The organism is Kribbella sindirgiensis (genome assembly GCF_004331435.1).
GTDB lineage: Bacteria > Actinomycetota > Actinomycetes > Propionibacteriales > Kribbellaceae > Kribbella > Kribbella sindirgiensis.
Genome location: NZ_SJKA01000007.1, coordinates 421,952 through 444,395 on the forward strand (window position 1 = coordinate 421,952; position 22,444 = coordinate 444,395).

General features: G+C 68.8%; 26 protein-coding genes and 2 tRNA genes. 19 read left to right on the forward strand and 9 right to left on the reverse strand.

Annotated elements, in window-relative coordinates:
* Positions 1-3: 3 nt before the first annotated feature.
* Positions 4-1,269: a Fic family protein gene (locus E0H50_RS22525; protein WP_131291696.1), complete on the reverse strand. Its 1,266-nt coding sequence runs from the start codon at positions 1,267-1,269 to the stop codon at positions 4-6.
* A 219-nt stretch (positions 1,270-1,488) separates the two neighbouring features.
* Here E0H50_RS22525 and E0H50_RS22530 point away from each other — a divergent pair, with 219 nt between their 5' ends.
* From E0H50_RS22530 to E0H50_RS22540, 3 genes are all read left to right on the forward strand, one after another.
* Entirely contained in the window at positions 1,489-2,310 is an 822-nt protein-coding gene (locus E0H50_RS22530; RefSeq protein WP_131291698.1) for a class I SAM-dependent methyltransferase, read from the forward strand.
* 90 nt (positions 2,311-2,400) lie between these two features.
* Positions 2,401-2,883, forward strand: a complete 483-nt coding sequence (locus E0H50_RS22535) for an RNA polymerase sigma factor (protein ID WP_165547251.1) — start codon at positions 2,401-2,403, stop codon at positions 2,881-2,883.
* Positions 2,880-3,959: a hypothetical protein gene (locus tag E0H50_RS22540; protein ID WP_131291702.1), complete on the forward strand. Its 1,080-nt coding sequence runs from the start codon at positions 2,880-2,882 to the stop codon at positions 3,957-3,959. Before E0H50_RS22535 ends, E0H50_RS22540 begins: the two co-directional genes overlap by 4 nt.
* Positions 3,960-3,980: 21 nt before the next feature.
* Here E0H50_RS22540 and E0H50_RS22545 read toward each other — a convergent pair whose 3' ends face one another.
* A complete protein-coding gene (locus E0H50_RS22545) occupies positions 3,981-4,472 on the reverse strand; it encodes a MarR family winged helix-turn-helix transcriptional regulator (RefSeq protein ID WP_131291704.1) in 492 nt (163 codons plus the stop codon).
* Between the two features lie 112 nt (positions 4,473-4,584).
* Between E0H50_RS22545 and E0H50_RS22550 the strand changes: the two genes are divergently transcribed.
* The gene (locus E0H50_RS22550; RefSeq protein WP_131291706.1) at positions 4,585-5,238 is read left to right on the forward strand and encodes a hypothetical protein; all 654 of its coding nucleotides are present in this window, start codon (positions 4,585-4,587) and stop codon (positions 5,236-5,238) included.
* On the opposite strand, the gene E0H50_RS22555 is transcribed toward E0H50_RS22550, so the two are convergent.
* The 3 genes from E0H50_RS22555 to E0H50_RS22565 are packed head-to-tail and all read right to left on the reverse strand — an operon-like array spanning position 5,225 to position 6,756.
* Entirely contained in the window at positions 5,225-5,419 is a 195-nt protein-coding gene (locus tag E0H50_RS22555; RefSeq protein WP_131291708.1) for a hypothetical protein, read from the reverse strand. The genes E0H50_RS22550 and E0H50_RS22555 overlap by 14 nt on opposite strands.
* 9 nt (positions 5,420-5,428) lie before the next feature.
* Complete coding sequence (locus tag E0H50_RS22560; RefSeq protein WP_131291711.1) at positions 5,429-6,277, reverse strand: 3-methyladenine DNA glycosylase; 849 nt, start codon at positions 6,275-6,277, stop codon at positions 5,429-5,431.
* Positions 6,274-6,756, reverse strand: coding sequence for a GNAT family N-acetyltransferase (locus E0H50_RS22565; protein ID WP_131291712.1), 483 nt, complete (start codon positions 6,754-6,756; stop codon positions 6,274-6,276). Before E0H50_RS22565 ends, E0H50_RS22560 begins: the two co-directional genes overlap by 4 nt.
* A gap of 40 nt (positions 6,757-6,796) precedes the next feature.
* Between E0H50_RS22565 and E0H50_RS22570 the strand changes: the two genes are divergently transcribed.
* From E0H50_RS22570 to E0H50_RS22615, 10 genes are all read left to right on the forward strand, one after another.
* Positions 6,797-7,585: a fumarylacetoacetate hydrolase family protein gene (locus tag E0H50_RS22570; RefSeq protein WP_131291714.1), complete on the forward strand. Its 789-nt coding sequence runs from the start codon at positions 6,797-6,799 to the stop codon at positions 7,583-7,585.
* On the forward strand, positions 7,578-9,104 hold the full coding sequence (gene gltX, locus E0H50_RS22575; protein ID WP_131291716.1) for a glutamate--tRNA ligase: 1,527 nt from the start codon (positions 7,578-7,580) through the stop codon (positions 9,102-9,104). Before E0H50_RS22570 ends, gltX begins: the two co-directional genes overlap by 8 nt.
* Positions 9,104-10,015 (forward strand): CPBP family intramembrane glutamic endopeptidase, encoded by a 912-nt coding sequence (locus E0H50_RS22580; protein WP_131291718.1) that lies wholly within the window; start codon positions 9,104-9,106, stop codon positions 10,013-10,015. The genes gltX and E0H50_RS22580 overlap by 1 nt, the downstream gene beginning before the upstream one ends.
* 118 nt (positions 10,016-10,133) lie before the next feature.
* A tRNA-Gln gene (locus E0H50_RS22585) sits at positions 10,134-10,205 on the forward strand.
* A gap of 78 nt (positions 10,206-10,283) precedes the next feature.
* Positions 10,284-10,359: transfer RNA gene (locus tag E0H50_RS22590), tRNA-Glu, on the forward strand.
* A 161-nt stretch (positions 10,360-10,520) separates the two neighbouring features.
* The gene (locus E0H50_RS22595; RefSeq protein ID WP_131291720.1) at positions 10,521-11,828 is read left to right on the forward strand and encodes a sugar ABC transporter substrate-binding protein; all 1,308 of its coding nucleotides are present in this window, start codon (positions 10,521-10,523) and stop codon (positions 11,826-11,828) included.
* Positions 11,825-12,685, forward strand: coding sequence for a carbohydrate ABC transporter permease (locus tag E0H50_RS22600; protein WP_131291722.1), 861 nt, complete (start codon positions 11,825-11,827; stop codon positions 12,683-12,685). The genes E0H50_RS22595 and E0H50_RS22600 overlap by 4 nt, the downstream gene beginning before the upstream one ends.
* Positions 12,682-13,500, forward strand: coding sequence for a carbohydrate ABC transporter permease (locus tag E0H50_RS22605; RefSeq protein WP_131291724.1), 819 nt, complete (start codon positions 12,682-12,684; stop codon positions 13,498-13,500). Before E0H50_RS22600 ends, E0H50_RS22605 begins: the two co-directional genes overlap by 4 nt.
* A 7-nt stretch (positions 13,501-13,507) precedes the next feature.
* The gene (locus tag E0H50_RS22610; protein ID WP_131291726.1) at positions 13,508-14,425 is read left to right on the forward strand and encodes a nucleoside hydrolase; all 918 of its coding nucleotides are present in this window, start codon (positions 13,508-13,510) and stop codon (positions 14,423-14,425) included.
* Positions 14,409-15,410 carry a LacI family DNA-binding transcriptional regulator gene (locus E0H50_RS22615; RefSeq protein WP_165547252.1) on the forward strand — a complete coding sequence of 334 codons (1,002 nt, stop codon included), beginning with the start codon at positions 14,409-14,411 and terminating at the stop codon, positions 15,408-15,410. The genes E0H50_RS22610 and E0H50_RS22615 overlap by 17 nt, the downstream gene beginning before the upstream one ends.
* Here E0H50_RS22615 and E0H50_RS22620 read toward each other — a convergent pair.
* On the reverse strand, positions 15,386-15,955 hold the full coding sequence (locus tag E0H50_RS22620; protein ID WP_165547253.1) for an HdeD family acid-resistance protein: 570 nt from the start codon (positions 15,953-15,955) through the stop codon (positions 15,386-15,388). The genes E0H50_RS22615 and E0H50_RS22620 overlap by 25 nt on opposite strands.
* A gap of 88 nt (positions 15,956-16,043) precedes the next feature.
* Here E0H50_RS22620 and E0H50_RS22625 point away from each other — a divergent pair, with 88 nt between their 5' ends.
* The gene (locus tag E0H50_RS22625; RefSeq protein WP_131291731.1) at positions 16,044-16,433 is read left to right on the forward strand and encodes a VOC family protein; all 390 of its coding nucleotides are present in this window, start codon (positions 16,044-16,046) and stop codon (positions 16,431-16,433) included.
* A 5-nt stretch (positions 16,434-16,438) separates the two neighbouring features.
* Here E0H50_RS22625 and E0H50_RS22630 read toward each other — a convergent pair whose 3' ends face one another.
* The gene (locus E0H50_RS22630) at positions 16,439-17,158 is read right to left on the reverse strand and encodes an IclR family transcriptional regulator (RefSeq protein ID WP_130387568.1); all 720 of its coding nucleotides are present in this window, start codon (positions 17,156-17,158) and stop codon (positions 16,439-16,441) included.
* A gap of 109 nt (positions 17,159-17,267) precedes the next feature.
* On the opposite strand from E0H50_RS22630, the gene leuC reads away from it, so the two are divergent.
* The 4 genes from leuC to E0H50_RS22650 all read left to right on the forward strand — a co-directional run bounded on the left by leuC (position 17,268) and on the right by E0H50_RS22650 (position 21,460).
* Positions 17,268-18,692 carry a 3-isopropylmalate dehydratase large subunit gene (leuC, locus tag E0H50_RS22635; protein WP_131291733.1) on the forward strand — a complete coding sequence of 475 codons (1,425 nt, stop codon included), beginning with the start codon at positions 17,268-17,270 and terminating at the stop codon, positions 18,690-18,692.
* A gap of 14 nt (positions 18,693-18,706) precedes the next feature.
* Entirely contained in the window at positions 18,707-19,306 is a 600-nt protein-coding gene (gene leuD / locus E0H50_RS22640; RefSeq protein WP_131291735.1) for a 3-isopropylmalate dehydratase small subunit, read from the forward strand.
* A gap of 260 nt (positions 19,307-19,566) precedes the next feature.
* Complete coding sequence (gene corA / locus E0H50_RS22645) at positions 19,567-20,733, forward strand: magnesium/cobalt transporter CorA (protein WP_131291737.1); 1,167 nt, start codon at positions 19,567-19,569, stop codon at positions 20,731-20,733.
* A 157-nt stretch (positions 20,734-20,890) separates the two neighbouring features.
* Positions 20,891-21,460 carry an HU family DNA-binding protein gene (locus tag E0H50_RS22650; protein WP_131291739.1) on the forward strand — a complete coding sequence of 190 codons (570 nt, stop codon included), beginning with the start codon at positions 20,891-20,893 and terminating at the stop codon, positions 21,458-21,460.
* A 92-nt stretch (positions 21,461-21,552) separates the two neighbouring features.
* On the opposite strand, the gene E0H50_RS43495 is transcribed toward E0H50_RS22650, so the two are convergent.
* Together E0H50_RS43495 and cofC are read right to left on the reverse strand one after the other, a co-directional pair.
* Positions 21,553-21,759 (reverse strand): hypothetical protein, encoded by a 207-nt coding sequence (locus E0H50_RS43495; RefSeq protein WP_202868273.1) that lies wholly within the window; start codon positions 21,757-21,759, stop codon positions 21,553-21,555.
* Position 21,760: 1 nt separating this feature from the next.
* Positions 21,761-22,432 carry a 2-phospho-L-lactate guanylyltransferase gene (cofC, locus tag E0H50_RS22655; protein WP_202868274.1) on the reverse strand — a complete coding sequence of 224 codons (672 nt, stop codon included), beginning with the start codon at positions 22,430-22,432 and terminating at the stop codon, positions 21,761-21,763.
* Positions 22,433-22,444 lie beyond the last annotated feature (12 nt).

The following is a 22,444-nucleotide window of genomic DNA, read 5'->3' on the forward strand; positions in this document are numbered from 1 at the left end:
CCCCTAGTGTGTCGGTTCTGGCCTTGCCGGGACGGGTCTGCTAGGCGGCTCGATCCGGGTGTCCGCGGCCGGGCTCGCGAAGCGGCGCTCCAGCAACGTGAAGGCGTCGATCAGTTCGGGCGCTTCGTAGATGCGGTTCCGGCGGCCGTCGGTGACCTCGCGCAGGATGCCGGTCTCGACCAGCCGGGCCAGGCCCTGGTTGGCGGCCTGCTGCGAGCGGTCGATGAGCTGGGCCGCGGCCGCGAGCGTCAGGACCGGCGCGGCCGGCAGGGCCTCGATCAGCAGTTCGGCCGCGGATCCGGCGCGGATCGGCGCCGCGCGCTCCCGCCATTCGGCCTTCAGGTCCGCGGCGTTCGTCTCGAAACGTGCCGCTTCGGCCGTCGCGTGCGTGCAGGCGAGCGCGAACATCCGCAGCCACGGGTTCGCGGCAGCGCGGGCCTTCGCGGTCGTCGCGCGTCCGACGTACCGGAAGGCGGTCAGTGCGTCGACGTACTCCGCGGCGTGGGTGGCGAGTGCTAGCGAGACCGGTGGCACGGTGCGTGTGATCAGGCCGTCGGCGCGCAGGATCAGGTGGATCAGCGCGCGTCCGGTCCGGCCGTTGCCGTCGGCGAACGGATGAATGGTCTCGAACTGGGCGTGCGCGATCGCGGTCTTCGCCAGCACCGGCAGCGGCGACTCACGGACGAACGTCATCAGGTCCGCGAGCAGTTCGGGGAGCAGTTGCGCCGGCGGTGGCACGTAGTACGCCTCGGCGGGGGAGCGGCCGCCGATCCAGTTCTGCAGGTAGCGGATCTCGCCGCCGTACTCCGGGTGCGGCGACTGCGCCATCAACCGGCGATGCGCCTCGAGCAGATGGTCGACCTCGAGCTTGTCCCCGGCCTGGACGGACTCGGTCACCCAGGTCATCGCGTCGACCGCGCCGAGCACCTCCTCGGCGGTCACATCGCGGCTGCGATCCCGCAGTACGTCGGCTTTCAGCAACCTGTGCGCGCCGACGACGAGGCCCTCGATATGCGACGACCCGACCGCTTCGGCGCGCAGCAGGAGCCGCGCCAGCGCCTCGCTGTTCGTCAGTACGGCGGCCGTCGCGTCCAGACGGGCCAGGTCCCCGGCGGCGTCCTCGAGCAGCGCGAGTACGTCGTCGGACAGGTCGAACTCGCGCCCGACCAGCGGGTCCGGAAAGTACAGCTCGTACGACCCGCCCAGGCGCTCCGCCCGGGTGAACCCGTCGGGGTGCCCGGGCCAGCGATGCAACTCGACCCTCGCCATACCCTTATTCAAGCTTATCCACAAACCTTGAACAAGGCCTGTGGATGTTGTGGACACGTGTGCAGCTCGACAGGTAGAGCACCAGCGAGACACCGTACGCACAGCCACGATCACGCTCAGGTGCACTACCCGGGCGACCCACACCTCCTGTCCAAATGCACACCTCCGCTCAGAGAACTGCTGACCCGTGTGGACCGGGTGGTGGGCAGACTGCTGGCTGTGACTCTGGATGCGCAGACGCAACGGATGGTGGCCGCCAACCAGGCCGACTGGAACGCCCGGGCGCCGCTGCACGCGGCGAGCGACTTCTACGACCGGCCCGCCGAGTTCTGGTTCGCCGACTACGAGTGGGAGGACCTCGGCCCGCTCGACGGTCGCGAAGTCCTGCATCTGCAGTGCCATCTGGGCACCGAGACGATCGAGTTCGCCCGCCGCGGCGCGCGAACCAGCGGACTCGACCTCTCCGAGAAGTCGCTGGAGGCCGCGCGGCGGATCGCGGCCGAGGCGGGCGTCGAGGTCGACTACCTGCACGCCAACGTGTACGACGCCGTGGAGGCGGTCGGCGGACGGCGGTTCGACGTCGTCTACACCGGCAAGGGCGCACTCTGCTACCTGCCCGAACTGCAACAGTGGGCAGAGGTCGTCGGCGAACTGCTCAAGCCCGGCGGCGTCCTCTACATCGTCGAGTTCCACCCGTTGCTGAACGCGCTCCGCGAGGTCTCCCTGCCCGGCGAGTCCGACGAGCTCGTGCTCCGCGCCGACTACCTCGAAGGCCGCGGGCCGATCGCCCACGACTCCATCGTCACCTACACCGGCGACGAGGTCCCCGGCCGCCAGACCAGCTACGAATGGCGCCACGGCCTCGGCGAAATCACCACCACCCTCGCCGACGCCGGCTTCCAACTCACCAGTCTCCGCGAGTCCGAAGTACTCCCCTGGCCCCGCTGGCCCTCCATGCAACAAACCCCGAACGGCTGGTGGCGCCTCCCCGACGCCGCCCCACGCATCCCGCTCCTCTTCGCGCTCAAGGCGATCCGATGACCCCGCGAACAAATCTGCTGCTGATGGGCTGACTCAACCTTTCGGGGCTGGGATCGTCAGTCAGGTATGGGGCTGATCGTGGGAGACACGATGACGGGCAGCGGCGCAGCGTTCGAGACGTTGTTTCGAACCGAGGCCGGCCGGCTGGTGCGGCTGGCGCATCTGCTCGGCGCCGAGGACCCCGAGGACGTGGTCCAGGAGGCGTTCTGCCGGCTGTACGACGTCCGGCAGCAGCGCGAGGTCGCGAATCCGACGGCGTACCTGAGCCGGATCGTGGTGAACGAGGTCCGCTCGCGGCGCCGTCGCAGGCTGCTCGGCGACCGCAAGGTCCTGCACCTCGGCACGGCGGAACCCGCCGACGAACACGTCGTACGCACCGAGTCCGTCCGCGGCCTGCTGCGTGCGCTCGACAGCCTGGCGCCGCGGCAGCGGGAGGCGCTGGTGCTGCGGTACTGGCTCGATCTGCCCCTGGCGGAGATCGCCGACGCGATGCAGGTCCGCGTCGGCACCGTCAAGTCACTGGTCAGCCGCGGCCTCGCCAGGCTCGCGACCGAACTCGAGGACCACCGATGAACGAAACCGAACGCCGCCTGAGCCGGGAGCTCGACCGCGCCGCCGCGGCCCGGACCGTCGACCTCGACGAGCTGTGGGAGCAGGTCCAGGCGCGGACCGCTCGCAAGCGCCGCCGATCGCTCGCGCCGTACCTGGCCGCCGCCGCGGTCGGGGTCGTGGTCGTCGTGACCGCGACGCTTCTCGCCAGCGGCAGTGAAGGGCCCGGCCCGGTGACGACCCCCGACGTGACCCCGCAGCAGAAGACGACGCCCGGACCGCGCCCGGCTGTCATCGGCGGCTGGGGCTGCCTGAACCAGCGAACGATCGAGCCCGGCACCAACTCCGTGACGGGCAAGCCGGTCCGCGCCGTCCTCGATCCGTCGACCGCGCCTCCGGAGGCCGTCGCGTACGGCGTTCCGCAGTACCAGTTCACGTTCGGCGCGACATCCGGCACGCTCGACTACGCGGACGCTGCCGGGCACCGGATCGCGCGTACCGAGCTGACCCGGACCGACACCGGCTGGCTCGTCGGCAGCCGTACCGTGTGTTCCGGCCCCGCGGGCCGTCTCTCGCCGAACCCGGTCGAGCTGGGCAGGTACACGGAGTCGCCGCTGCCGCTGGATCCGAAGTCGGCGCAGGTGCAGGCGAATCCGCCGATCGGCGAGCCGATCCTGGTCGACGACCGCACCTACTACGACGCCGCCGGGATGCTCCGGCACCGCAGCCTGTATGCGTTCGCGACCAAGGACGGGTACGAGTTCGCCGGCATGCCGGGCGATACGTCGTACTCGACCGGCGGCCAGAAGGAGGACACGATCGGCGGCGCCAACCTGTCGCCGGCGGTCGGCACTGACGACACCTACATCTTCGGCGCCCACGACAACCTGGGGATGGTGCTCAGCTACCTCACCGGGAAGTCGACGGTGGAAGGCCTCAGCTCACGCGACGCCGACACCAACACGGCCGGCAGCTCCCAGCAGTTCACGTTCCCCGGCGGCCGAACCCTCTACACCGTCGTCCCCGCACCCGCCCGCGACGGCCGAACCTACGTCACCGTCCACCGCTCGACCGGCGACGACCCGCCGCGTCGCTTCTGACGCCTGTCAGGCCGGCGACAGCTAGGGACGGCGTCTGGTGGCGTGCCGAAGGCCGGTTGTTCGTAAGGCGACGGTCTCGGAACTGGCGTCCTCACGGCCTTGGCGCAGGAAGTCGAGCAGGAACTCGAGCTGGCGGTCGGAGTAGCCCGCGACCTGCTGCTGCCAACGCTCGCCGATCGGTTCGTAGTACCGGGCGATGTCCGCGACCCGATCGGGGACGAGGCGGACGACCACGCGCCGACGGTCGTTCGGGTCGGGCTCCCGGCGGACGAATCCCGCCTGCTCGAGCCGGTCGACCAACCGGGTGGCGGCGCCGGTCGTCAGGCCCATCAGGTCGGCGAGCCTGCGTACCCCGGCCGGTCCGATCTCCAGCAGCGCGCCGACGGCGTGGATGTCGGTGACGGCCATGCCGAGCTGGTCGGCGACCGCGATCTGGTACCGCACCGCGGCCGAGATGTACCAGGGCATCTCCTCGGTCAACGCCGCCACGAGTTCCGCCCGCTTTCTCGCCATGGCCCCAACCTACGGGTTCCCCTGACTCTTCCCTGGTAGTTGCTTCAAGAAGTAGCTGCTTCAAGCAGCGAAATGGTTGACTCCAGGAAACTCGACAGCAGGAGGCGACCCGATGAAACCGTTCGTCCTGGTGGTGCCGTTCAGCGCCGTGATCACCGGACTCTTCAACCTCGGCGAGGTCGTGCCGTGGCCGCTCGCGATCGTGCTCGGTGCCGCCTGGGGCACCGCGGCCGGCCTGGTGGCGCATTGGCTCGGCAGCCGGCCACGGTGGGCGGCCTGGAGCGAGGACGTCCTGGTTGCCGCCGGCGCAGCCGGTTTCGCCTTCGCTGGTTGCGGCGGGCTGATGGCGATCCTGCTGCTGAAGGGATCACTGACCAGTACCTCGCTCACCGGCGAGGCGCTGGAGCGGATGTTCCTGCCGTCGATCCCGTACTACATCGCCGTCAACAGTGTGCTGGAGATCCTCGTCATCCCGCTGCTGGTGTACGTCGCCTGGCGCCCGGGCCGCCGCCGGGTGTTGGTGCTGAGCGCGGCCGCGCTGTACTTCGCCATGCGCGTCTGGACCTATCTGGCCTTCGTGCCGAACCGCCTCGGCTGGGCCGACTCCAGCCACTCGAACCAGCCACTGACCGCCGCCGAACGCGCGCAGGCCGCGGATGACCTGATGCTCAATGATCCCCGCTGGATTCTGCTGCTGATCATGTTCGCGCTCCTGCTCGCCGCCGGCGGGCGGTCCCGGGTCCGCGAGCTGGTCAGTGCTTCCTAGGACCGCGGACCGCGACGTAGATCAGGGATACGCCTAACGCGGCGACGATCGGGCCGACGGTGGCCCAGAGGGTGCTGCCGGTCATCGAGCTGCCCTTGAGGTAGCCGAGGCCCTGCAGTGTCCAGACGCCGCCGATCGCGATGAGCAGTACGGCGAAGGCGATGGCGACGATCTTTCCCATGCAGGGAGATTAGCGGAGCAACTCGTCGCAGAGGTCGACGAGTTGCCGGCGGAGTGGGCGGGCGCGGTCGGCGAAGGTGCGTTGGGCGGCGGTGTACTCCGCCTTGCCTTCGGGGGTCTCGATCCGGACGGGGGAGTAGCCGAGGGCGGCCAGGTCGTACGGTGATGCGCGCATGTCGAGGGTGCGGATGTCGCGGGCGAGCTCGAAGCACTCCAGCAGGAGGGAGCTGGGGGTGAAGGGCATCAGCTTGGTCGCCCACTTGTAGAGGTCCATGTTCGCGTGCAGGCAGCCGCCCTGTTCCAGGACGGGTTGCGTTTCGCGGGTCGGTTGCAGAACGTTGCGTGGGCGCGCGGGGGTGGTGAAGAAGCGGAAGGCGTCGAAGTGCGAGCAGGCGATCTTGTGCGACTCCACCACCTGATCGGTGCCTTCAGCACCTAACCGCAGCGGCCAGGAGCCGTGGCGTACGTCGGGAGTCCGGTAGACCATCGCCCATTCGTGCAGCCCGAAGCACCCGAACTGGGGTTGCCGATCGAGCGTGGCGGACAGCAGCCGGCGAATCCAGGTGATGCTGTCGGAGCGCCGGGTGATCTCGGCGGGATCGAGCGTCGCGGTCCCGTCGACGACCTGGTAGCCACGGCGGCCGGCGTACGACGCGGCGTCCAGCAACCGCACGCCGGGCCCGGGATGCCAGACGCGGAGCTGGTTCGGGCGGGTCGGGTAATAGGTGAAGAGGAAGTCCTCGACCGGATGCGGTTCCCGGCGGCGGCGCCGGTCCAGGTGATCGGCCAGCAGTACGTCGACGCGTGCGGCGTGATCGGCGGCGTACAAGGACCACTCGGTGGCAGTCAGCGTCTTCATAGGTCCAGGGCGAAGGCGTACAGGTCGACGCCTGGGATGGGGGACCAGTCGCGGTCCGGGAGGCGGGTGAAACCGAGGCGCTCGTAGATCCGGTGGGCGGCGGTCATGTACGTGGCGCTGCTCAGCACGATCCGCCGCTGCCCGAGCTCGCGGGTCCGCGCGATGCAGCGCTCGGTCAGCAAGGTCCCGATTCCCAGGCCCCGCGCGCGGCCGGCCACACCGAGCATCCGGAACTCGCCCTCGTCGTCGAGCCCGATCTCCCGGTAGACCGACCCGACGGGACAGTAGGTCACAGTGCCCAGCAGGCCGGACGAGTCCACGGCGACCCACAGTTCCGCCTTCGCGGCGCGGTCCGCGGCTGCACGGAGCGTCATCGCGTACTCACCACGAACGAAGCCGTCGTGCGAGTACGCCTCCACGGTCAGCTCGCCCACAGCGTCGTACTCCGCAGGAAGGGCAACCCGGATCTCAACAGTCACCGCATAACTGTCTCATCTCGTGCCCCGGTAGGCTCGGCCCGTGCGTATCGCCAGATTCTCCGTGGACGACGAACCGAAGTACGGCGTCGTCGAGACCGACGACCCCGAAGGGCTCGTCGGTACTGTCAACGTTCTCGACTCGGACCCGCTCTACCGGTCGGCGCAGTTCACCGGGGAGAAGCTGCAGCTCGCGGACGTCCGGCTGCTGGCGCCGGTGATCCCGCGCAGCAAGGTGGTCTGCGTCGGCCGCAACTACGCGGCACACGCCGCGGAGCTCGGCAACGACGTACCGCAGCAGCCGATGATCTTCCTGAAGCCGAACACCAGCGTGATCGGCCCGCGGGACGGCATCGTCTACCCGGAGCAGACCAACGACCTGCACTTCGAGGGCGAGCTCGCGATCGTGATCGGCCGGATCTGCCGGGACCTGCCCAAGGAGCGGGTCAACGAGGTGATCTTCGGCTACACCGTCGCGAACGACGTGACCGCGCGCGACCTGCAGAAGAGCGACGGGCAGTGGGCCCGGGCCAAGGGGTACGACACGTTCTGCCCGCTCGGTCCGTGGATCAGCACCGAGTTCGACGCGTCCGACGTCCGGGTCAGCACCGAGCTGAACGGTGAGCCCAAGCAGGACGGGCGCACCTCCCAGTTCATCTTCGACATCCCCGAGGTGCTGGCCTACATCACCTCGTTCACCACGCTGCTGCCCGGTGACGTGGTGCTGACCGGCACCCCGGCCGGTGTCGGCCCGATGCTGCCCGGTGACGAGGTCTCGGTCAGCGTCGAGGGCCTCGGAACCCTGACGAACAAGGTGATCGTGCGTGACTGACGGGTCCACCAAAGATGTACTGGGCGATCTGGAACCGAGTGCCGTCCGGGTCCGGTTCCCACCGTCCCCGACCGGCCTGCTGACCGTCGGCAACATCCGCAGCGCGCTGTTCAACTGGGCCTTCGCCCGGCACTTCGGCGGCAAGCTGGTGCTCCGCATCGAGGACACCGACACGGCCCGGAACACCGCCGAGGGCTACCGCTACACGTACGACGCCCTGCGCTGGCTCGGCCTGATCTGGGACGAGGGCCCCGAGGCCGGCGGTGACTTCGGTCCGTACCTGCAGTCCGAGCGGATAGACATCTACGCCGACGTCGTCGCGAAGCTGATGGCGGCCGGCAGGGCGTACCACTGCTACTGCTCGCAGGAGGAGCTCGACCAGCGTCGCGAGGCGGCCCGCACGGCCGGCCAGCACAGCGGGTACGACGGCCACTGCCGCAACCTCACGCCCGAGCAGGTCCAGGCGTACGTCGACGAGGGCCGGCGCCCGGTGGTGCGGCTGCGGATGCCGGACCACCCGATCGTGTTCGACGATCTGGTCCGCGGCGAGATCACGTTCCTGCCGGAGAACCTCGGCGACTACGTCCTGGTCCGCGCGAACGGCTACCCGCTGTACCCGCTGGTGAACCCGGTCGACGACGCGCTGATGGAGATCACCCACGTGCTCCGCGGTGAGGACCTGCTGCCGTCGACGCCGCGCCAGATCGCCCTGTACGAGGCGCTCGCGGACATCGGCGTCGGCAGCGGCCGGACGCCGCGCTTCGGGCACCTGCCGTTCGTGATGGGCGAGGGGAACAAGCGGCTGTCCAAGCGGGACAAGGGATCCGGGCTGACGGAGTACGTCGACCGCGGGTTCCTGCCCGAGGGGCTGCTGAACTACCTGGCCCTGCTCGGCTGGTCGATCGCCGAGGACCGTGACGTGTTCACGATGGCGGAGATGGTCGAGGCATTCGACATCCGCAAGGTGAACTCGAACGCGGCCCGCTTCGACCCGAAGAAGTGCGAGGCGATCAACGCCGCGCACATGCGGCTGCTGCCGCAGGACGAGTTCGCGGAGCGGATGATCCCGTTCCTGACCACGGCCGGGGTACTTGCGGAGCCGCCGTCCGAGGACGACCTCGCCGTACTGCGGGCCGCCGTACCGCTCGTGCAGGAGCGGATGAACACGCTGTCGGAGTCCGAGGAGATGCTCGGGTTCCTGTTCGTCTCCGAGGACCGGTTCACGGTCGACCCGGACGCGGCCGCCAAGGTGCTGACCGGGGACGCGACCGCGGTCCTGGACGCCGCGGCGAAGGCGCTCGCGGACCTGGGCGACACGGAGTGGACCACTGAGGCGATCGAGGCCGCGCTGCGGGCGTCGCTGATCGACGGGCTCGGACTGAAACCGAAGAACGCGTTCGGCCCGGTCCGGGTGGCGATCTCCGGCCGCCGGATCTCGCCGCCGCTGTTCGAGTCCCTGGAACTGCTCGGGCGGGAGAAGTCCCTGCACCGGCTCGACCGCGCCCGCCGTACGACGTGATGAGCAAGCAGACGACGCCGTACCATCGGCTGCTCGACAACGACGCCACGCCGCGCGCGTTCGTCGTCCTGGGCTCGTTCACGATCCTGGTCGGCTGGATGATCGCCGGTGTCGTGATCCAGGGGATACAGCTGGCGATCCGCGAGGACCCGGAAGGGACGCTGTCCTGGTTCGGGCTGCTGGCGACCAACCTGACCCTGATCACGCTGATCCCGCTGTCGATCTCCATCGCCAAGGCGTTGAACAAGCAGACACCGGGGCTGCTGTCGTCGGTGGTCGGCCGGCTGCGCTGGCGGCCGCTGGCGTGGTTCGCGCTGGTCGCGTTCGTGCTCGAGCTGATCTCGTTCGCGATCATCCAGATCTTCGACGTCCCGCTCGCCACCGGTGAAGCGCACGGGGGCGGGGCGGCGCCGGACGTGATCGCGGTCGTCGTCGTGGTGCTGCTGACCTCGCCGATCCAGGCCGCGGGGGAGGAGTACTACTTCCGCGGGTACCTGCTGCAGGCCGTCGGGTCGTTCGTGCGGAGTTCGGCGGTGGCCGTGATCGCCACGGGCGTGCTGTTCACCGCGGCGCACGGGATCTGGCCGTGGCAGAGTCCGGCGTTGTTCGTCGACCGGCTCGCGTTCGGGCTGATCGCCGGTCTGCTCGCCGTCCGGACCGGAGGGCTCGAGGCCGGTATCGCGTCGCACGCGGCGAACAACGTGGTGACCTTCCTGTTCGCGGCGATGACCGACACGCTCGGGGCGAGTCTCAGGGTGAAGGACGCGCCCTGGCCGCTGGTGACGCTCGACGTCCTGAAGTTCGCCGCCTTCGGTGCGATCGCGTTGTGGATGAGCGGGCGGATGAAGCTCGACGACAAGTCCGAGCTGCCGTTGACCGCGGTGCCGATCAGCGGCCCGGGACGGGTGTGACGGGAGTGACAACCCGCCGCGAGGGGGCCCGTTTTGCTGTCCGGTCCCTGCCTCGGGTAAGCTCTCCGAGCCGGGTTGATGAGGGCGGAAACAAACTCTCGACCCAGTGAAATGCCTTTGGGGTATGGGGTAATTGGCAGCCCGTCTGATTCTGGTTCAGTTAGTCTAGGTTCGAGTCCTAGTACCCCAGCGGATTGGACCGCACCGGTGAAAATCGGTAGAGTTCAACCTCGTTGCCCGGCCCGTCAGGACCGGATGACACACCTCTGGCCCCGTTGTGTAGCGGCCTAGCACGCCGCCCTCTCAAGGCGGTAGCGCGGGTTCGAATCCCGTCGGGGCTACCAGAGTCGAGCGCCTCCCACCATTCGGTGGGAGGCGTTTTCGTTGTGCTCGACCTCAGCGTGAAGCGGGCACCGCCGGGAGAACCAGGTGCTGGACACCTCGAGGTCTAACCGCTTAGAGTCTAACCGCTTAGACCTCTCCTGCTCGTGGAAAGGGGAACGCTGTGCGGCGTAACCTCTTCGCTCTTCCGGCCGTGGCGGTTGCCGCGGCCCTGCTGCTGGCCGGCTGTGGTGGCTCGTCCGAGCCCGGCGGCCAGGCAACGACCGACCCGGGCCCCGAGACCGGGACGATCACGTTCACCGGGACCGACAACGCCGAGACGTACCAGCCGGTGATCAAGGCCTTCGAGGCGAAGAACCCGGGGATCAAGGTGACCTACACCCAGATCCCGTTCGACCAGTTCAACGCGACCATGCAGCAGCGGCTGAGCGCGAAGGACACCGGGATCGACGTCTACACGGTCGACGAACCGCGGGTCTCGCAGCTCGCCGCGAAGGGGTTCCTGACCGACCTCAGCGACCTCGACGCGAAGGTGAAGACGTCCTTCAGCGCGTCGGCGTACAAGACCAACCACTTCCGCGACAAGCTCTGGTCGTTGCCGATGTGGAACTCGACGCAGTTCCTCTTCTACAACAAGACCGCGCTCGCGAAGGCCAAGGTGACGCCGCCGACCGCGGACCCGGAGCAGCGCTGGACCTGGGAGCAGGTCGAGGCCGCCGGCCGGAAGGCGATGCAGGCGGGCGGGACGAAGTATGGCCTGTTCCTGGAGCAGCCCGAGGCGTACTACCAGCTGCAGCCGCTGGCCGAGTCGCTCGGCGGTGGATCCGGGATCGAAGGCGACGACGCCCTCACGCCGGCGGTCGAGACCGACGGGTGGAAGAAGGCGATGCAGTGGTACGGCGCGACGTTCGCGAGCGGACTGTCGCCGCGGGGTATCGGCGGGTTCCAGACCGGCCCGGTGTTCGCCGCCGGTGACGTCGCGTTCTTCGTCGGCGGCCCGTGGGACCTGAAGATCTTCGGCAGCTCGAAGATCGACTGGGGCGTGGCCCCGATGCCGTACTTCCAGGGCGGCAAGCCGGTGACGCCGACCGGTTCGTGGTCGCTCGGCGTCAACCCGGCGTCGAAGCAGCAGGGGATGGCGCGCAAGTTCGTCGAGTTCGCGACGCTGGACCCGGCCGGCAACCTGGCCACGACGAGTACGACGACGATCATCCCGGCGAACCTCGAGGCGCAGAAGCAGTACACCCCGCAGATGGACACCTTCTCCGGCGCGAAGACGGCCGGGGCCGCCGCGATCACGACGTACGAGAGTGAGCACACCGCGGTGTCGCGGCCGGTGAGTGTCGGGTACATCCAGTTCGAGGAAGTGATGGGGAAGGCGTTCGCGGACATCCGCAACGGGACCAACTCGGACGCGCGGTTGCAGGAGGCAACCAGGCAACTGACCGACGCCTGGAAGTCGATTAAATGAGGCAACGGCAAGGGCTGATCGCCCTCGCCTTCCTGGCTCCGGCGCTGGTGTGTCTCGCCGTCCTGAGGATCGTTCCGGCGATCTCGGCCGTGGTCGAGAGCTTCTACACCGAGAGCCTGCTGCGCGGCGGGCGGGTGTTCGCAGGCCTCGGCAACTACACGGATCTGCTGTCGAACAAGGATTTCCGGCAGTCGGTCGGTGTGACGCTGCTGTTCACCGTGCTGGTGAACCCGATCCAGGTCGCGGTCTCGTTCCTGCTCGCGGTCCTCTTCACCCAACGGGCCGCGGGCGCGAAGCTCTGGCGCACGCTCGTGATCCTGCCGATAGCCACCCCGCCTGCGGTGTCGGCAGTGATCTGGAGCGTCATCTACCGGCCCGACGGCTTGGCGAACGGCGTACTGGAACGGCTGGGCCTGCCGGCGCAGCCGTTCCTCACCTCGCCGAGTCAGGTGCTGCCGTCGCTGATCGTGCTGCTGTCCTGGATCGGTGTCGGGTACTGGATGCTGTTCCTGATCGCGGGGATCCAGGAGGTTCCGGAAGAGGTCCGCGAGGCCGCGCTGCTCGACGGCGCGGGCCCGTGGCGGCGGATGATCTCCGTCGTCCTTCCGCTGGTACGGCGTCCGCTCGCGTTCGTCCTGGTCGCCGACACGGTGTCGAACCTGCTCGTGTTCGCGCCGGTGCAGATCCTCACCAAGGGTGGCCCGAACGGCAACAGCAACCTGCTGATGTACGACGTCTACAGCCGCGCGTACGCGATCGGCGACATCCACGTCGCGCAGGCCGAGGTCGTCATCCTGGTCGCGCTGACGCTGGCGATCGTGGCCGCGCAGTTCCGGCTGCTGCGAGGTGACCAGTGAAGCGGATCAGCCTCTCGGTGCTCGGCGGCGCGGTCGGCATCCTGTTCTTCCTGCCGTTGCTCTGGGTCGTCACGAACTCGCTGCGCCCCGGCTCGGAGACGTTCGCCAACCTCAGTCCGCTGTCCTGGCAGACGTTCCTCGAACTGCGCCCGACCCTCACCAACTACTCCGCGCTGCTGAACAGCCCGATCGGTCGCGCGACGCTCAACTCGATCCTGGTCAGCGCGGCCACCGTCGTCATCGGTCTGGCGGTCTGCGCGACCGCGGCCTTCGGGCTCGCCGCGTTCCAGTTCCGCGGGCGCGGGCTGGTGTTCGGCATCGTCGTACTGAGCTTCCTGGTGCCGTTCGACGCGATCGCGATCCCGCTGTCGACGATGTTCCGGGACTGGCAGCTGACCAACACGTTCGCGGGTCTGGTGCTGCCGGGGATCGGCAACGGGATGGCGATCTTCCTGCTCCGGCAGTTCTTCCTCGGCATCCCGGCCGAACTGGTCGAGGCCGGGCGGCTCGACGGGCTCGGCTGGTTCGGGGTGTTCCGCTGGATCTACCTGCCGCTGTCGAAACCCGCGCTGATCGGCGCCGGGCTGATGCTGTTCCTCTTCCAGTGGCAGGCCTACGTCTGGCCGCTGCTGATCGGCACCGACGCCAACCACATCCTCGGCCCGGTCGCGCTGTCCAACCTGCAAGGCCAGAACTTCACCGACTACGGTCTCGTGTTCGCGGGCGCCGTGGTCCTCACCGTCATCCCGCTGGTCGTCATCGCCGGCTTCCAGCGGTACTTCGTCCAGTCCGTGTCGAGTACCGGGCTCAAGTAAGGAGAACATGCGCTCCCTCATCCTGGACACCGATATCGGGTCCGACGTCGACGACGCCATGGCGCTCGCCCAGCTCCTCGGCAGCCCGGAGATCGACCTCGCCGAGGTGCACACCGTGTACGGCGACACGCGGCTGCGGGCCCAGTTGGCTCGACGGTACGGCGTACTCGCCGGCCGCTCACTGGACGTGGTACCGGGGCTCGCCGAACCGTTGTCGGGGCGGGAGGTCTGGTGGGCCGGGCACGAGGGCACGCTGCACGACGATCTGTCCGAGGAGACCATCAGCGCCGACAGCGCGCCGGAACGACTGGTCGCACGGCTCCGCGAGCAACCTGGTGAGCTCGACGTGGCTGCGATCGGTCCGCTGACGAACGTGGCCGCCGCACTGGCCCTCGAACCGCAGGCGGCCTGGTGGATCCGGCACCTGTGGGTGATGGGTGGATCGTTCGGCGACGACGTGTGCGAGCACAACTTCAAGTCCGACGACGTGGCCGCGCGGGCCGTGCTGAACGCGGGGATCCCGACCACGATCACCGGGCTGGAGATCACCCAGCAGGTCACGATCGAGGCGGCGCGACTGGAGCGGATCCGCGCCGCGGGCCCGCTCGGTGCCGCGCTCGGGGCGGACATCGAGCAGTGGTGGGCGTACTGGAACGAGACGTGGAACGTGCCGCACGACCCGGTCGCGGTCCTCGCGCTGAGTCGCCCGGAACTGTTCACCTTCTCCAAGCTCGGGCGAGTGTCGATCGAGGTCGGGGGAGCGCAGGCCGGGCACAGCACGTTCGCGCCCGATGCGGACGGCACCGTGCGGATCGTCACCGCGGTGGAGGCCGAGCACGTGGCCGAGGAGATCACGGCGCGGATCGTGGCCGCGGGGACGGCATACGCTGTGGCTCGTGGGGAGATCGATGGCGACCGCACGTGACGTCGCGGAACGCGCCGGCACGTCCACGGCGGTCGTCAGCTACGTCTTCAACAACGGCCCCCGGCCCGTGTCGGCGGAGACCCGCCGACGCGTGCTGGAGGCCGCGGCGGAGCTGGAGTACCGGCCGAACATCCTCGCCCGGGCGCTGAGCGCGGGCCGCACGTACTCGCTCGGGCTGCTGATCCCGCAGATCCGCAACCCGTACTTCGCCACGCTCGCCGAACACCTGGAGAACTACGCGCGGCAGCACGACCACCTACTGCTGATCGGCGACTCGGCCGGCGATCCGGAACAGGAGTCGGCCCACATCGGGTCGTTCATCGAACGCAAGGTCGACGGCGTCGTCCTCGTCTCGCTGCTCGTCGCGCCGGCGATCCAGCGCTTCGCGACGGCCGGCGTACCGGTTGTCGCTCTGCATCCGGTGCCCGACGGAGTGACGGTCTCCACGCTCTCCATCGACTACGTCGCGGCCGCGGAGACCTCGGCAGACCATCTGCTGTCACACGGCTACCGGACCCTCGGCGTCGTCACCGGCCCCGAGGATTCACCCGGTACGGCGGAACACCGCCGCGGCATCGAACGCGCGCTGAAGGCACACCCGCGAGCCTCGGCGCGGTACGTCGCGTCGCCCGTGTCACGGTTCGCCGCGCGGGACGCCGTACGCCCGTGGTTCGCGCAGAAGCGCCCGCCGCGGGCGATCTACTGCTCGACGGACGAGCAGGCGTTCGGCGTACTGTTCGCAGCCTGGGAGGCCGGGCTGCAGGTGCCCGACGACGTCGCCGTGATGGGTTTCGACGGCACCAGCGAGTGCACCGTGACGATCCCGCCGCTGGCCAGCGTCCGCCAGCCCATCGAGGAAACCGCACGCCAGGCGGTCGAACTACTGCTCGACCGCACCAACCCGCCCGCAGCCCGCCACGTGCTCGACTACGAACTGGTCCCGAGTACGTCGTGTGGTTGTCAGGCAGGCGTCGGGTCGGACTGAGACGCCCCCGGCTGCGGCAGCGCTCGCCGCACCGACAGACCGACACCGATCAGTACGGCGCCCCAAACGATGGCTGTCACGCCGAGCAGCGTCGCAACGGTCACCGCGCCCGCGCCCGGGTTGGCGGCGAAGAGCACGCCGATGAAGATCGAGAGCAAACCGCTCAGCAGCAGCAACCAGCGTGGCATCATCTGGTGACTGCTGAAGGCGCCGGCGAACTCGAAGATGCCCCGGATGATCAGCCAGATCCCGAGGATCCAGGTCAGCGTCTTCGCCGTCATCCCCGGACTGGTGATCGCGAAGAACGCCGCGATCAACGCGATCACCCCGAGGGTGACCAGGAAGAGCCGACTGCCCTTCGCCTCCGGCTGGAAGGCCTGCGCGATCGATCCGATCCCGTCGGTGAGAGCCCAGAACCCCCAGAGCAGCGCGAGCGCGATCGCCGTGGAGATCGGCCACGCGATCGCGAGAATCCCGAACACGATGCCGATCGCACCGCGTACCAGCAGCATCTTCCATCCCAGCGTCAACCAGTCCCGCTCCATGTCGGACCTCCTCGAGGCGCTCGTTCTCCTCATGGTGATCCGATTGCTCACCCACGGCAATCACCCGCGGCCCGAGTAGCCTGAGGGAATGGCCGTCGAGTTCAACCACACGATCGTGAATTCCAGCGACAAGGAGGCGTCGGCGCGCTTTCTGGCCGGCATCCTGGGCCTCCCGGAGCCGAGCAGCTACGGGCCGTTCGCGGTCGTTCAACTGGGGAACGGGACCTCGTTGGACTTCGCCGACGCCCACGGGGAGCCGCGGTCGCAGCACTACGCGTTTCTGGTGAGCGAGGACGAGTTCGACCAGATTCACGCGCGGATCGTCGAGCGGGGCCTGACCTACTGGGCGGACCCGTTCCATCGGCAGGAGCGCGAGATCAACACCAACGACGGCGGGCGCGGCCTCTACTGGGTCGACCCCGACGGGCACAACCTCGAGATCCTCACAGTTCCGTACGGCGGCTGGCAGTCGGCCTGAAGCTGCTACTCGGAGGCGCGGCGGAGGGCCTCGGAGAGGCGTTCGGCGGCGGCCATCACGGCGGGGGCGTGCATGCGCCCGGGCTGGCGGGAGAGGCGCTCGATCGGGCCGGAGACCGACACGGCGGCGATCACCTTGCCGCTGGGGGAGCGGACCGGGGCGGAGACCGACGCGACGCCCTGCTCGCGTTCGCCGACCGAGTGCGCCCAGCCGCGACGCCGTACGCCGGCCAGTGCGGCGGCGTTGAACGAGGCGTTGTGCAGACCGCGGTGCATCCGCTCCGGGTCTTCCCAGGCAAGCAGTATTTGAGCGGCCGACCCGGCCGCCATGGTCAGCTGGCTGCCCACGGGGACGGTGTCGCGCAGACCGGACGGACGCTCGGCGGCGGCGACGCACACCCGGTACTCACCCTGGCGGCGGAACAGTTGCGCCGACTCACCGGTGATGTCCCGCAGTCGCGCCAGCACCGGGCCGGCGGTCGCGAGCAGCCGGTCCTCACCGGCTGCGGAGGCCAACTCGCTGAGTCGCGGGCCGAGCACGAAGCGTCCCTGCATGTCGCGGCCGACCAGGCGGTGGTGCTCGAGCGCGACCGCCAGACGATGTGCCGTCGGGCGCGCCAGCCCCGTGGCCGCCACCAGTCCGGCCAGGGTCGCCGGCCCGGACTCGAGTGCGGACAGAACGAGAGCTGCTTTGTCGAGAACGCCGACTCCGCTAGAGTTGTCCATGAGACGATACTGCCGTCTCGAATCGTGGAACGCAAGTCGCTTCAGCCGCCCAATCGAGAGCACTGTGAGCGAAAGCACTCAGCACGCAACCATCTCAAAGGAGAGTCTGATGGGTAGGACGTTGTCGGAAAAGGTCTGGGATGCGCACGTCGTGCGCCATGCCGACGGAGAGCCCGACCTCCTCTACATCGACCTCCACCTGGTGCACGAGGTGACCAGTCCACAGGCGTTCGACGGGCTGCGGCTCGCGAACCGCCCGGTCCGGCGGCCGGACCTGACCATCGCCACCGAGGACCACAACGTCCCGACGTACGACGTGGACAAGCCGATCGCCGACCCGGTGTCGCGGACGCAGGTGGACACGCTGCGCAAGAACGCCGAGGAGTTCGGCATCCGGATCCACACCCTCGGCGACCCGGACCAGGGCGTCGTGCACGTGATCGGCCCGCAGCTCGGCCTGACCCAGCCCGGGATGACCGTGGTCTGCGGTGACAGCCACACCTCCACCCACGGCGCGTTCGGGGCGATTGCCTTCGGCATCGGTACCAGCGAGGTCGAGCACGTGCTGGCCACCCAGACGCTGATGCAGGCCCGCCCGAAGACGATGGCCGTCACCGTCGACGGCGTACTGCCGGACGGCGTCTCGGCCAAGGACCTGGTGCTGGCGCTGATCGCACAGGTCGGCACCGGCGGCGGCCAGGGCTACATCGTCGAGTATCGCGGCGAGGCGATCCGGGCGCTCAGCATGGAAGCCCGGATGACGATCTGCAACATGTCGATCGAGTGGGGCGCGAAGGCCGGCATGATCGCGCCGGACGAGACCACGTTCGCGTACCTGAAGGACAAGCCGCACGCGCCGCAGGGCGTCGACTGGGAAGCCGCCGTCGAGTACTGGAAGAGCCTGGCCACCGACGCCGACGCCACCTTCGACCGTGAGGTCGTGCTGCGCGCCGAGGACATCGCGCCGTTCGTCACCTGGGGCACCAACCCCGGCCAGGGCGTCCCGCTGTCCGCGACCGTGCCGTCGCCGGACGACTTCGACAACGAGAACGACAAGGTCGCCGCCGAGCGCGCCCTGGAGTACATGGGCCTGACCGCCGGTACGCCGCTGCGCGAGATCCACGTGGACACGGTGTTCCTGGGGTCCTGCACGAACGGCCGGATCGAGGACCTGCGGGCCGCGGCCGGCGTACTGGCCGGGCGGAAGGTTGCCGAGGGCACCCGGATGCTCGTCGTCCCGGGCTCCGGCCGGGTCCGGCTGCAGGCCGAGGCCGAGGGCCTGGACGCGATCTTCAAGGGCGCCGGCGCCGAGTGGCGCGGCGCCGGATGCTCGATGTGCCTGGGCATGAACCCGGACCAGCTGGCCCCGGGCGAGCGCAGCGCCTCCACCTCGAACCGGAACTTCGAAGGCCGGCAGGGCAAGGGCGGACGCACCCACCTGGTGTCGCCGCTCGTCGCCGCCGCGACCGCCGTTACCGGGACCCTGGCCGCTCCGGCCGACCTGCCGCCCGTCGCCGTACCTGCGAACGTCTGAGGAGCAACGCAATCATGGAAGCCTTCACCCAGCACATCGGTACGGCGGCTCCGCTGCGCCGCAGCAACGTCGACACCGACCAGATCATCCCGGCCGTGTACCTGAAGCGGGTCACCCGCACCGGCTTCGAGGACGGGCTGTTCGCGGCCTGGCGCAACGATCCGTCCTTCGTACTCAACCAGCCCGAGTACGACGGTGTCTCGGTGCTCGTGGCGGGACCGGACTTCGGTACCGGATCCTCCCGGGAGCACGCGGTCTGGGCCCTGCTCGACTACGGGTTCCGCGTCGTCGTGTCGTCGCGGTTCGGCGACATCTTCCGCGGGAACTCCGGCAAGGCCGGTCTGCTCGCGGCCCTGGTGACGCAGGACGTCGTGGAGCAGCTGTGGACCGCGATCGAGGCCGACCCGGGGACCAAGGTCACGGTCGACCTGGAGAACAAGACGATCTCGGCCGGTGACGTCGCGGCGCCGTTCGAGATCGACGACTACACGCGCTACCGGCTGCTGAACGGTCTGGACGACGTCGGCATCACGCTGTCGCACGCGGACGAGATCGCTGCCTACGAAGCGACCCGGCCCTCCTTCAAGCCCGCAACCCTTCCTGCGAAGGCCTGAAGCTCTACCAGAGTTATCGCCCCCGTAACGTTCGGGTGGGCGGGGGCGATAACTCTGGTGTTACCCTTGCGTGGTTGCCTGGAACATCATCAGAACAAGGCTTGCGAGACCGAGGAGGTGAGGCGCTCATGACCAACAGCAGCGATCCCTCCAGACATACGGGTCTCGCTCGACCTGTGGGGGACTGACTTTCTCCAGCAGTAGCGGTCGGGCAGACGTGCGCTCATCACTCTCACGTTTCCACCGCACCTGGAGGACTCATGTCCGACCTGCGCCTGCGTTCGCTTCGCGCGTTCAGCCGCACCCCGTCACTGCGTGCCGCCGCCCGTAAGCACGCCGCATCCGCTGCCGCGACAGCGATCGAGCCGGCCGAGAAGCTGTCCCGCGATCACCAGAAGCCCAAGGGACACAGCGTCGTCGACAGCGCGATCTACTGCGGCGGCAACCGGATCGCGTCCCCGGACTCACTCGCGGACACGTACGCCGCGCTGCACGACTCCCCGCAGAGCCTGGCCTGGATCGGCCTGTACCGGCCGGACCGCCGCGAGCTCGCCTCGCTGGCGCAGGAGTTCGACCTGCACGAGCTCGCGATCGAGGACGCAGGAGAGGCGCACCAGCGGCCCAAGCTGGAGCGGTACGGCGACACGTTGTTCGTCGTACTGAAGGCCGCGCGGTACCGGGACGCGACCGAGGAGGTCGAGTTCGGTGAGGTGCACGTCTTCGTCGGCCCGGACTTCGTGGTGACGGTCCGGCACGCCGAAGCGCCCAATCTGGCCGCGGTACGGCGCCGGGTCGAACGCGACCCCGAACTCCTCGGCCGCGGCGCCGAGGCGGTGCTGTACGCGATCATGGACAAGGTCGTCGACGGGTACGCGCCGGTGGTCGCCGGTCTGGAGAACGACATCGACGAGATCGAGACCGAGGTGTTCCGCGGCGACCCGAAGGTCTCGCGGCGCATCTACGAACTGTCCCGCGAGGTGATCGAGTTCCAGCGCGCGACCCGGCCGCTGATCGGCATGCTCGAGCAGCTCCGCGGCGGTTTCCAGAAGTACGGCGTCGACGAGGAACTGCAACGTTCACTGCGTGACGTGGCCGATCACGTCACCGAAGTGGTGGAGAAGGTCGACGGCTTCCGGGAGTTGCTGCGCGACATCCTGACCGTGAACGCGACCCTGGTGGCCCAGCAGCAGAACGAGGAGATGAAGAGCCTCGCGATCGCCAGCAGCGAGCAGAACGAAGAGGTGAAGCGGATCTCTGCCTGGGCGGCGATCCTGTTCGCCCCGACGCTGATCGGCACCGTCTACGGGATGAACTTCGACAAGATGCCGGAGCTGCACTGGGAGTACGGATACCCCTTCGCGATCGGCCTGATGGCCTTGGTGTGTGGAGGTCTGCACCAGATCTTCAAGCGTCGCGGATGGCTCTGAAACGCCTTCTGGGGCCCGAATCGGGCGAAATTGTGGCACGAATCGCCTAAAACAAGGCCGAATTGCCGCGTTGGTGTTTGTGAACGGCGTGTTGAGTCCATAACGTTCCTGTGAGATCGAGCGCTGTGCTCGACGCCTACGTTCACGGAGGGAAGCAGTGAACAAGAGCCAGTTGGTCGAAGCGCTCGCAGTGCACTTCGACGGAAACCGCCGCCAGGCCCAGCACGCACTGGAGTCGGTGATCGACACCGTCCAGCGCGAGCTGACCAAGAAGGGTGGCAAGGTCGCCATCACCGGTTTCGGTGCCTTCGAGGCCATCGAGCGTGGCGCGCGCATCGTGCGCAACCCGCGGACCGGTGAGACCAAGCGCGCCAAGAAGACCACGGTTCCGAAGTTCCGCGCGGGTGCGGAGCTGAAGGCCGTCGTCTCCGGCGCCAAGAAGCTGCCGAAGCTGGTAGCCCCGAAGCCGGCCGCGACCGCCACCAAGGCGGCTGCCCCGGCGAAGAAGGCCGCACCGGCCAAGGCCGCTGCGACGAAGACCGCCGCTGCGAAGAAGACGGTCGCGAAGAAGGCCCCGGCCAAGACGGTCGCCAAGAAGGCTCCGGCGAAGACCGTTGCCAAGAAGGCCCCGGCGAAGAAGGCCCCGGCCAAGAAGGTCGTCGCGAAGAAGGCGCCGGCCAAGAAGGCCCCCGCCAAGAAGACCGCGGCGAAGCGCACCGCTCGCTGATCTTCACGCACTGCGGCATACCGCACAACAGCGAAGGCCGGTCACCCCACTCCAGGGGTTGACCGGCCTTCGCCGTTGTTCGGGGCAACCGACTACAGACGGGTGCCGAACTCCAGCTTGGTAATTGCGAGCTCGGCACCCGAGCCGGTGGTCTCGATCCGCACCCGTTGCCCCACCCGCAGATGCCGGACCGGGGTGTCGGAGACGGCGTGCACGGTGAACGGAAGCTCGATCCCCGTGTCCGTCAGCACCGCACCGGAGAACGTCTCGCCGTCGTACCGGCTCACTGTCGCTTGCATGTCAGCAGGCTAGCCCCTCGGTACCCGTCGCGGCGCCGAGCACCAGCGACATCACGTCCGCGGTCGCCGGACCGACTCCCAGCTGTACGGCGTGTGCGAGGTCGGCGGCCGTGTCGACGTCACGTCGTACCGACTCGATCGCGGTCAGCTCGATCGGCGTCGCCCCGGACGCCTGGTGCGCCAGGGCGGAACCGACACCGAAGCGCGGATCCAGCGCCACCCCGGGCGCCGCGGCGAGCAACGTCGTACCGGTGCCGGGCTGGTCGATCACGAACGAGCGCGGCGCCGTACAGGCCGCGAGGACAGCGGTCAGTTCGGCCGGGCGGAGCGCGGGGAGATCAGCCGAGAGGGCCGCGATTCCGTTGCCACCGAACTCGGCAGCGGCCACAGTGGCTCCATGCAGCAAGGCTTCGTTCAGACCGGTGGCGGGCAGGTCCGGGACCACGTGCGCGCCGGCGGTGGTGACGTCCGCGGCGACCAGCGGGTCGTCCGTGACCACCAGGACCGTCCGCACCAGGGGAGAACCGAGAGCGGCCGCAGTAGTGTCGACAGCGAACGCGCGGGCCAGTTCGGGACGGTGCTGAGGGTAGGCCGGAGCGAGCCGGCTCTTCGCGATCGCCGTACGCTTCACCGGGATCACCAGGGTCCAGGGAGCGACCTGTAGGTCTGCCATCAGGCAGGATTC

What these genes read in the sequence shown, in the direction of transcription:
- E0H50_RS22525 (WP_131291696.1), bottom strand. Translation starts at nt 1,269, where the DNA reads ATGGCGAGGGTCGAGTTGCATCGCTGGCCCGGGCACCCCGACGGGTTC.
- E0H50_RS22535 (WP_165547251.1), top strand. Translation starts at nt 2,401, where the DNA reads ATGACGGGCAGCGGCGCAGCGTTCGAGACGTTGTTTCGAACCGAGGCC.
- E0H50_RS22540 (WP_131291702.1), top strand. Translation starts at nt 2,880, where the DNA reads ATGAACGAAACCGAACGCCGCCTGAGCCGGGAGCTCGACCGCGCCGCC.
- E0H50_RS22545 (WP_131291704.1), bottom strand. Translation starts at nt 4,472, where the DNA reads ATGGCGAGAAAGCGGGCGGAACTCGTGGCGGCGTTGACCGAGGAGATG.
- E0H50_RS22550 (WP_131291706.1), top strand. Translation starts at nt 4,585, where the DNA reads ATGAAACCGTTCGTCCTGGTGGTGCCGTTCAGCGCCGTGATCACCGGA.
- E0H50_RS22555 (WP_131291708.1), bottom strand. Translation starts at nt 5,419, where the DNA reads ATGGGAAAGATCGTCGCCATCGCCTTCGCCGTACTGCTCATCGCGATC.
- E0H50_RS22560 (WP_131291711.1), bottom strand. Translation starts at nt 6,277, where the DNA reads ATGAAGACGCTGACTGCCACCGAGTGGTCCTTGTACGCCGCCGATCAC.
- E0H50_RS22580 (WP_131291718.1), top strand. Translation starts at nt 9,104, where the DNA reads ATGAGCAAGCAGACGACGCCGTACCATCGGCTGCTCGACAACGACGCC.
- E0H50_RS22600 (WP_131291722.1), top strand. Translation starts at nt 11,825, where the DNA reads ATGAGGCAACGGCAAGGGCTGATCGCCCTCGCCTTCCTGGCTCCGGCG.
- E0H50_RS22610 (WP_131291726.1), top strand. Translation starts at nt 13,508, where the DNA reads ATGCGCTCCCTCATCCTGGACACCGATATCGGGTCCGACGTCGACGAC.
- E0H50_RS22615 (WP_165547252.1), top strand. Translation starts at nt 14,409, where the DNA reads ATGGCGACCGCACGTGACGTCGCGGAACGCGCCGGCACGTCCACGGCG.
- E0H50_RS22620 (WP_165547253.1), bottom strand. Translation starts at nt 15,955, where the DNA reads ATGGAGCGGGACTGGTTGACGCTGGGATGGAAGATGCTGCTGGTACGC.
- E0H50_RS22625 (WP_131291731.1), top strand. Translation starts at nt 16,044, where the DNA reads ATGGCCGTCGAGTTCAACCACACGATCGTGAATTCCAGCGACAAGGAG.
- E0H50_RS22630 (WP_130387568.1), bottom strand. Translation starts at nt 17,158, where the DNA reads ATGGACAACTCTAGCGGAGTCGGCGTTCTCGACAAAGCAGCTCTCGTT.
- leuC (WP_131291733.1), top strand. Translation starts at nt 17,268, where the DNA reads ATGGGTAGGACGTTGTCGGAAAAGGTCTGGGATGCGCACGTCGTGCGC.
- leuD (WP_131291735.1), top strand. Translation starts at nt 18,707, where the DNA reads ATGGAAGCCTTCACCCAGCACATCGGTACGGCGGCTCCGCTGCGCCGC.
- corA (WP_131291737.1), top strand. Translation starts at nt 19,567, where the DNA reads ATGTCCGACCTGCGCCTGCGTTCGCTTCGCGCGTTCAGCCGCACCCCG.
- E0H50_RS43495 (WP_202868273.1), bottom strand. Translation starts at nt 21,759, where the DNA reads ATGCAAGCGACAGTGAGCCGGTACGACGGCGAGACGTTCTCCGGTGCG.
- cofC (WP_202868274.1), bottom strand. Translation starts at nt 22,432, where the DNA reads ATGGCAGACCTACAGGTCGCTCCCTGGACCCTGGTGATCCCGGTGAAG.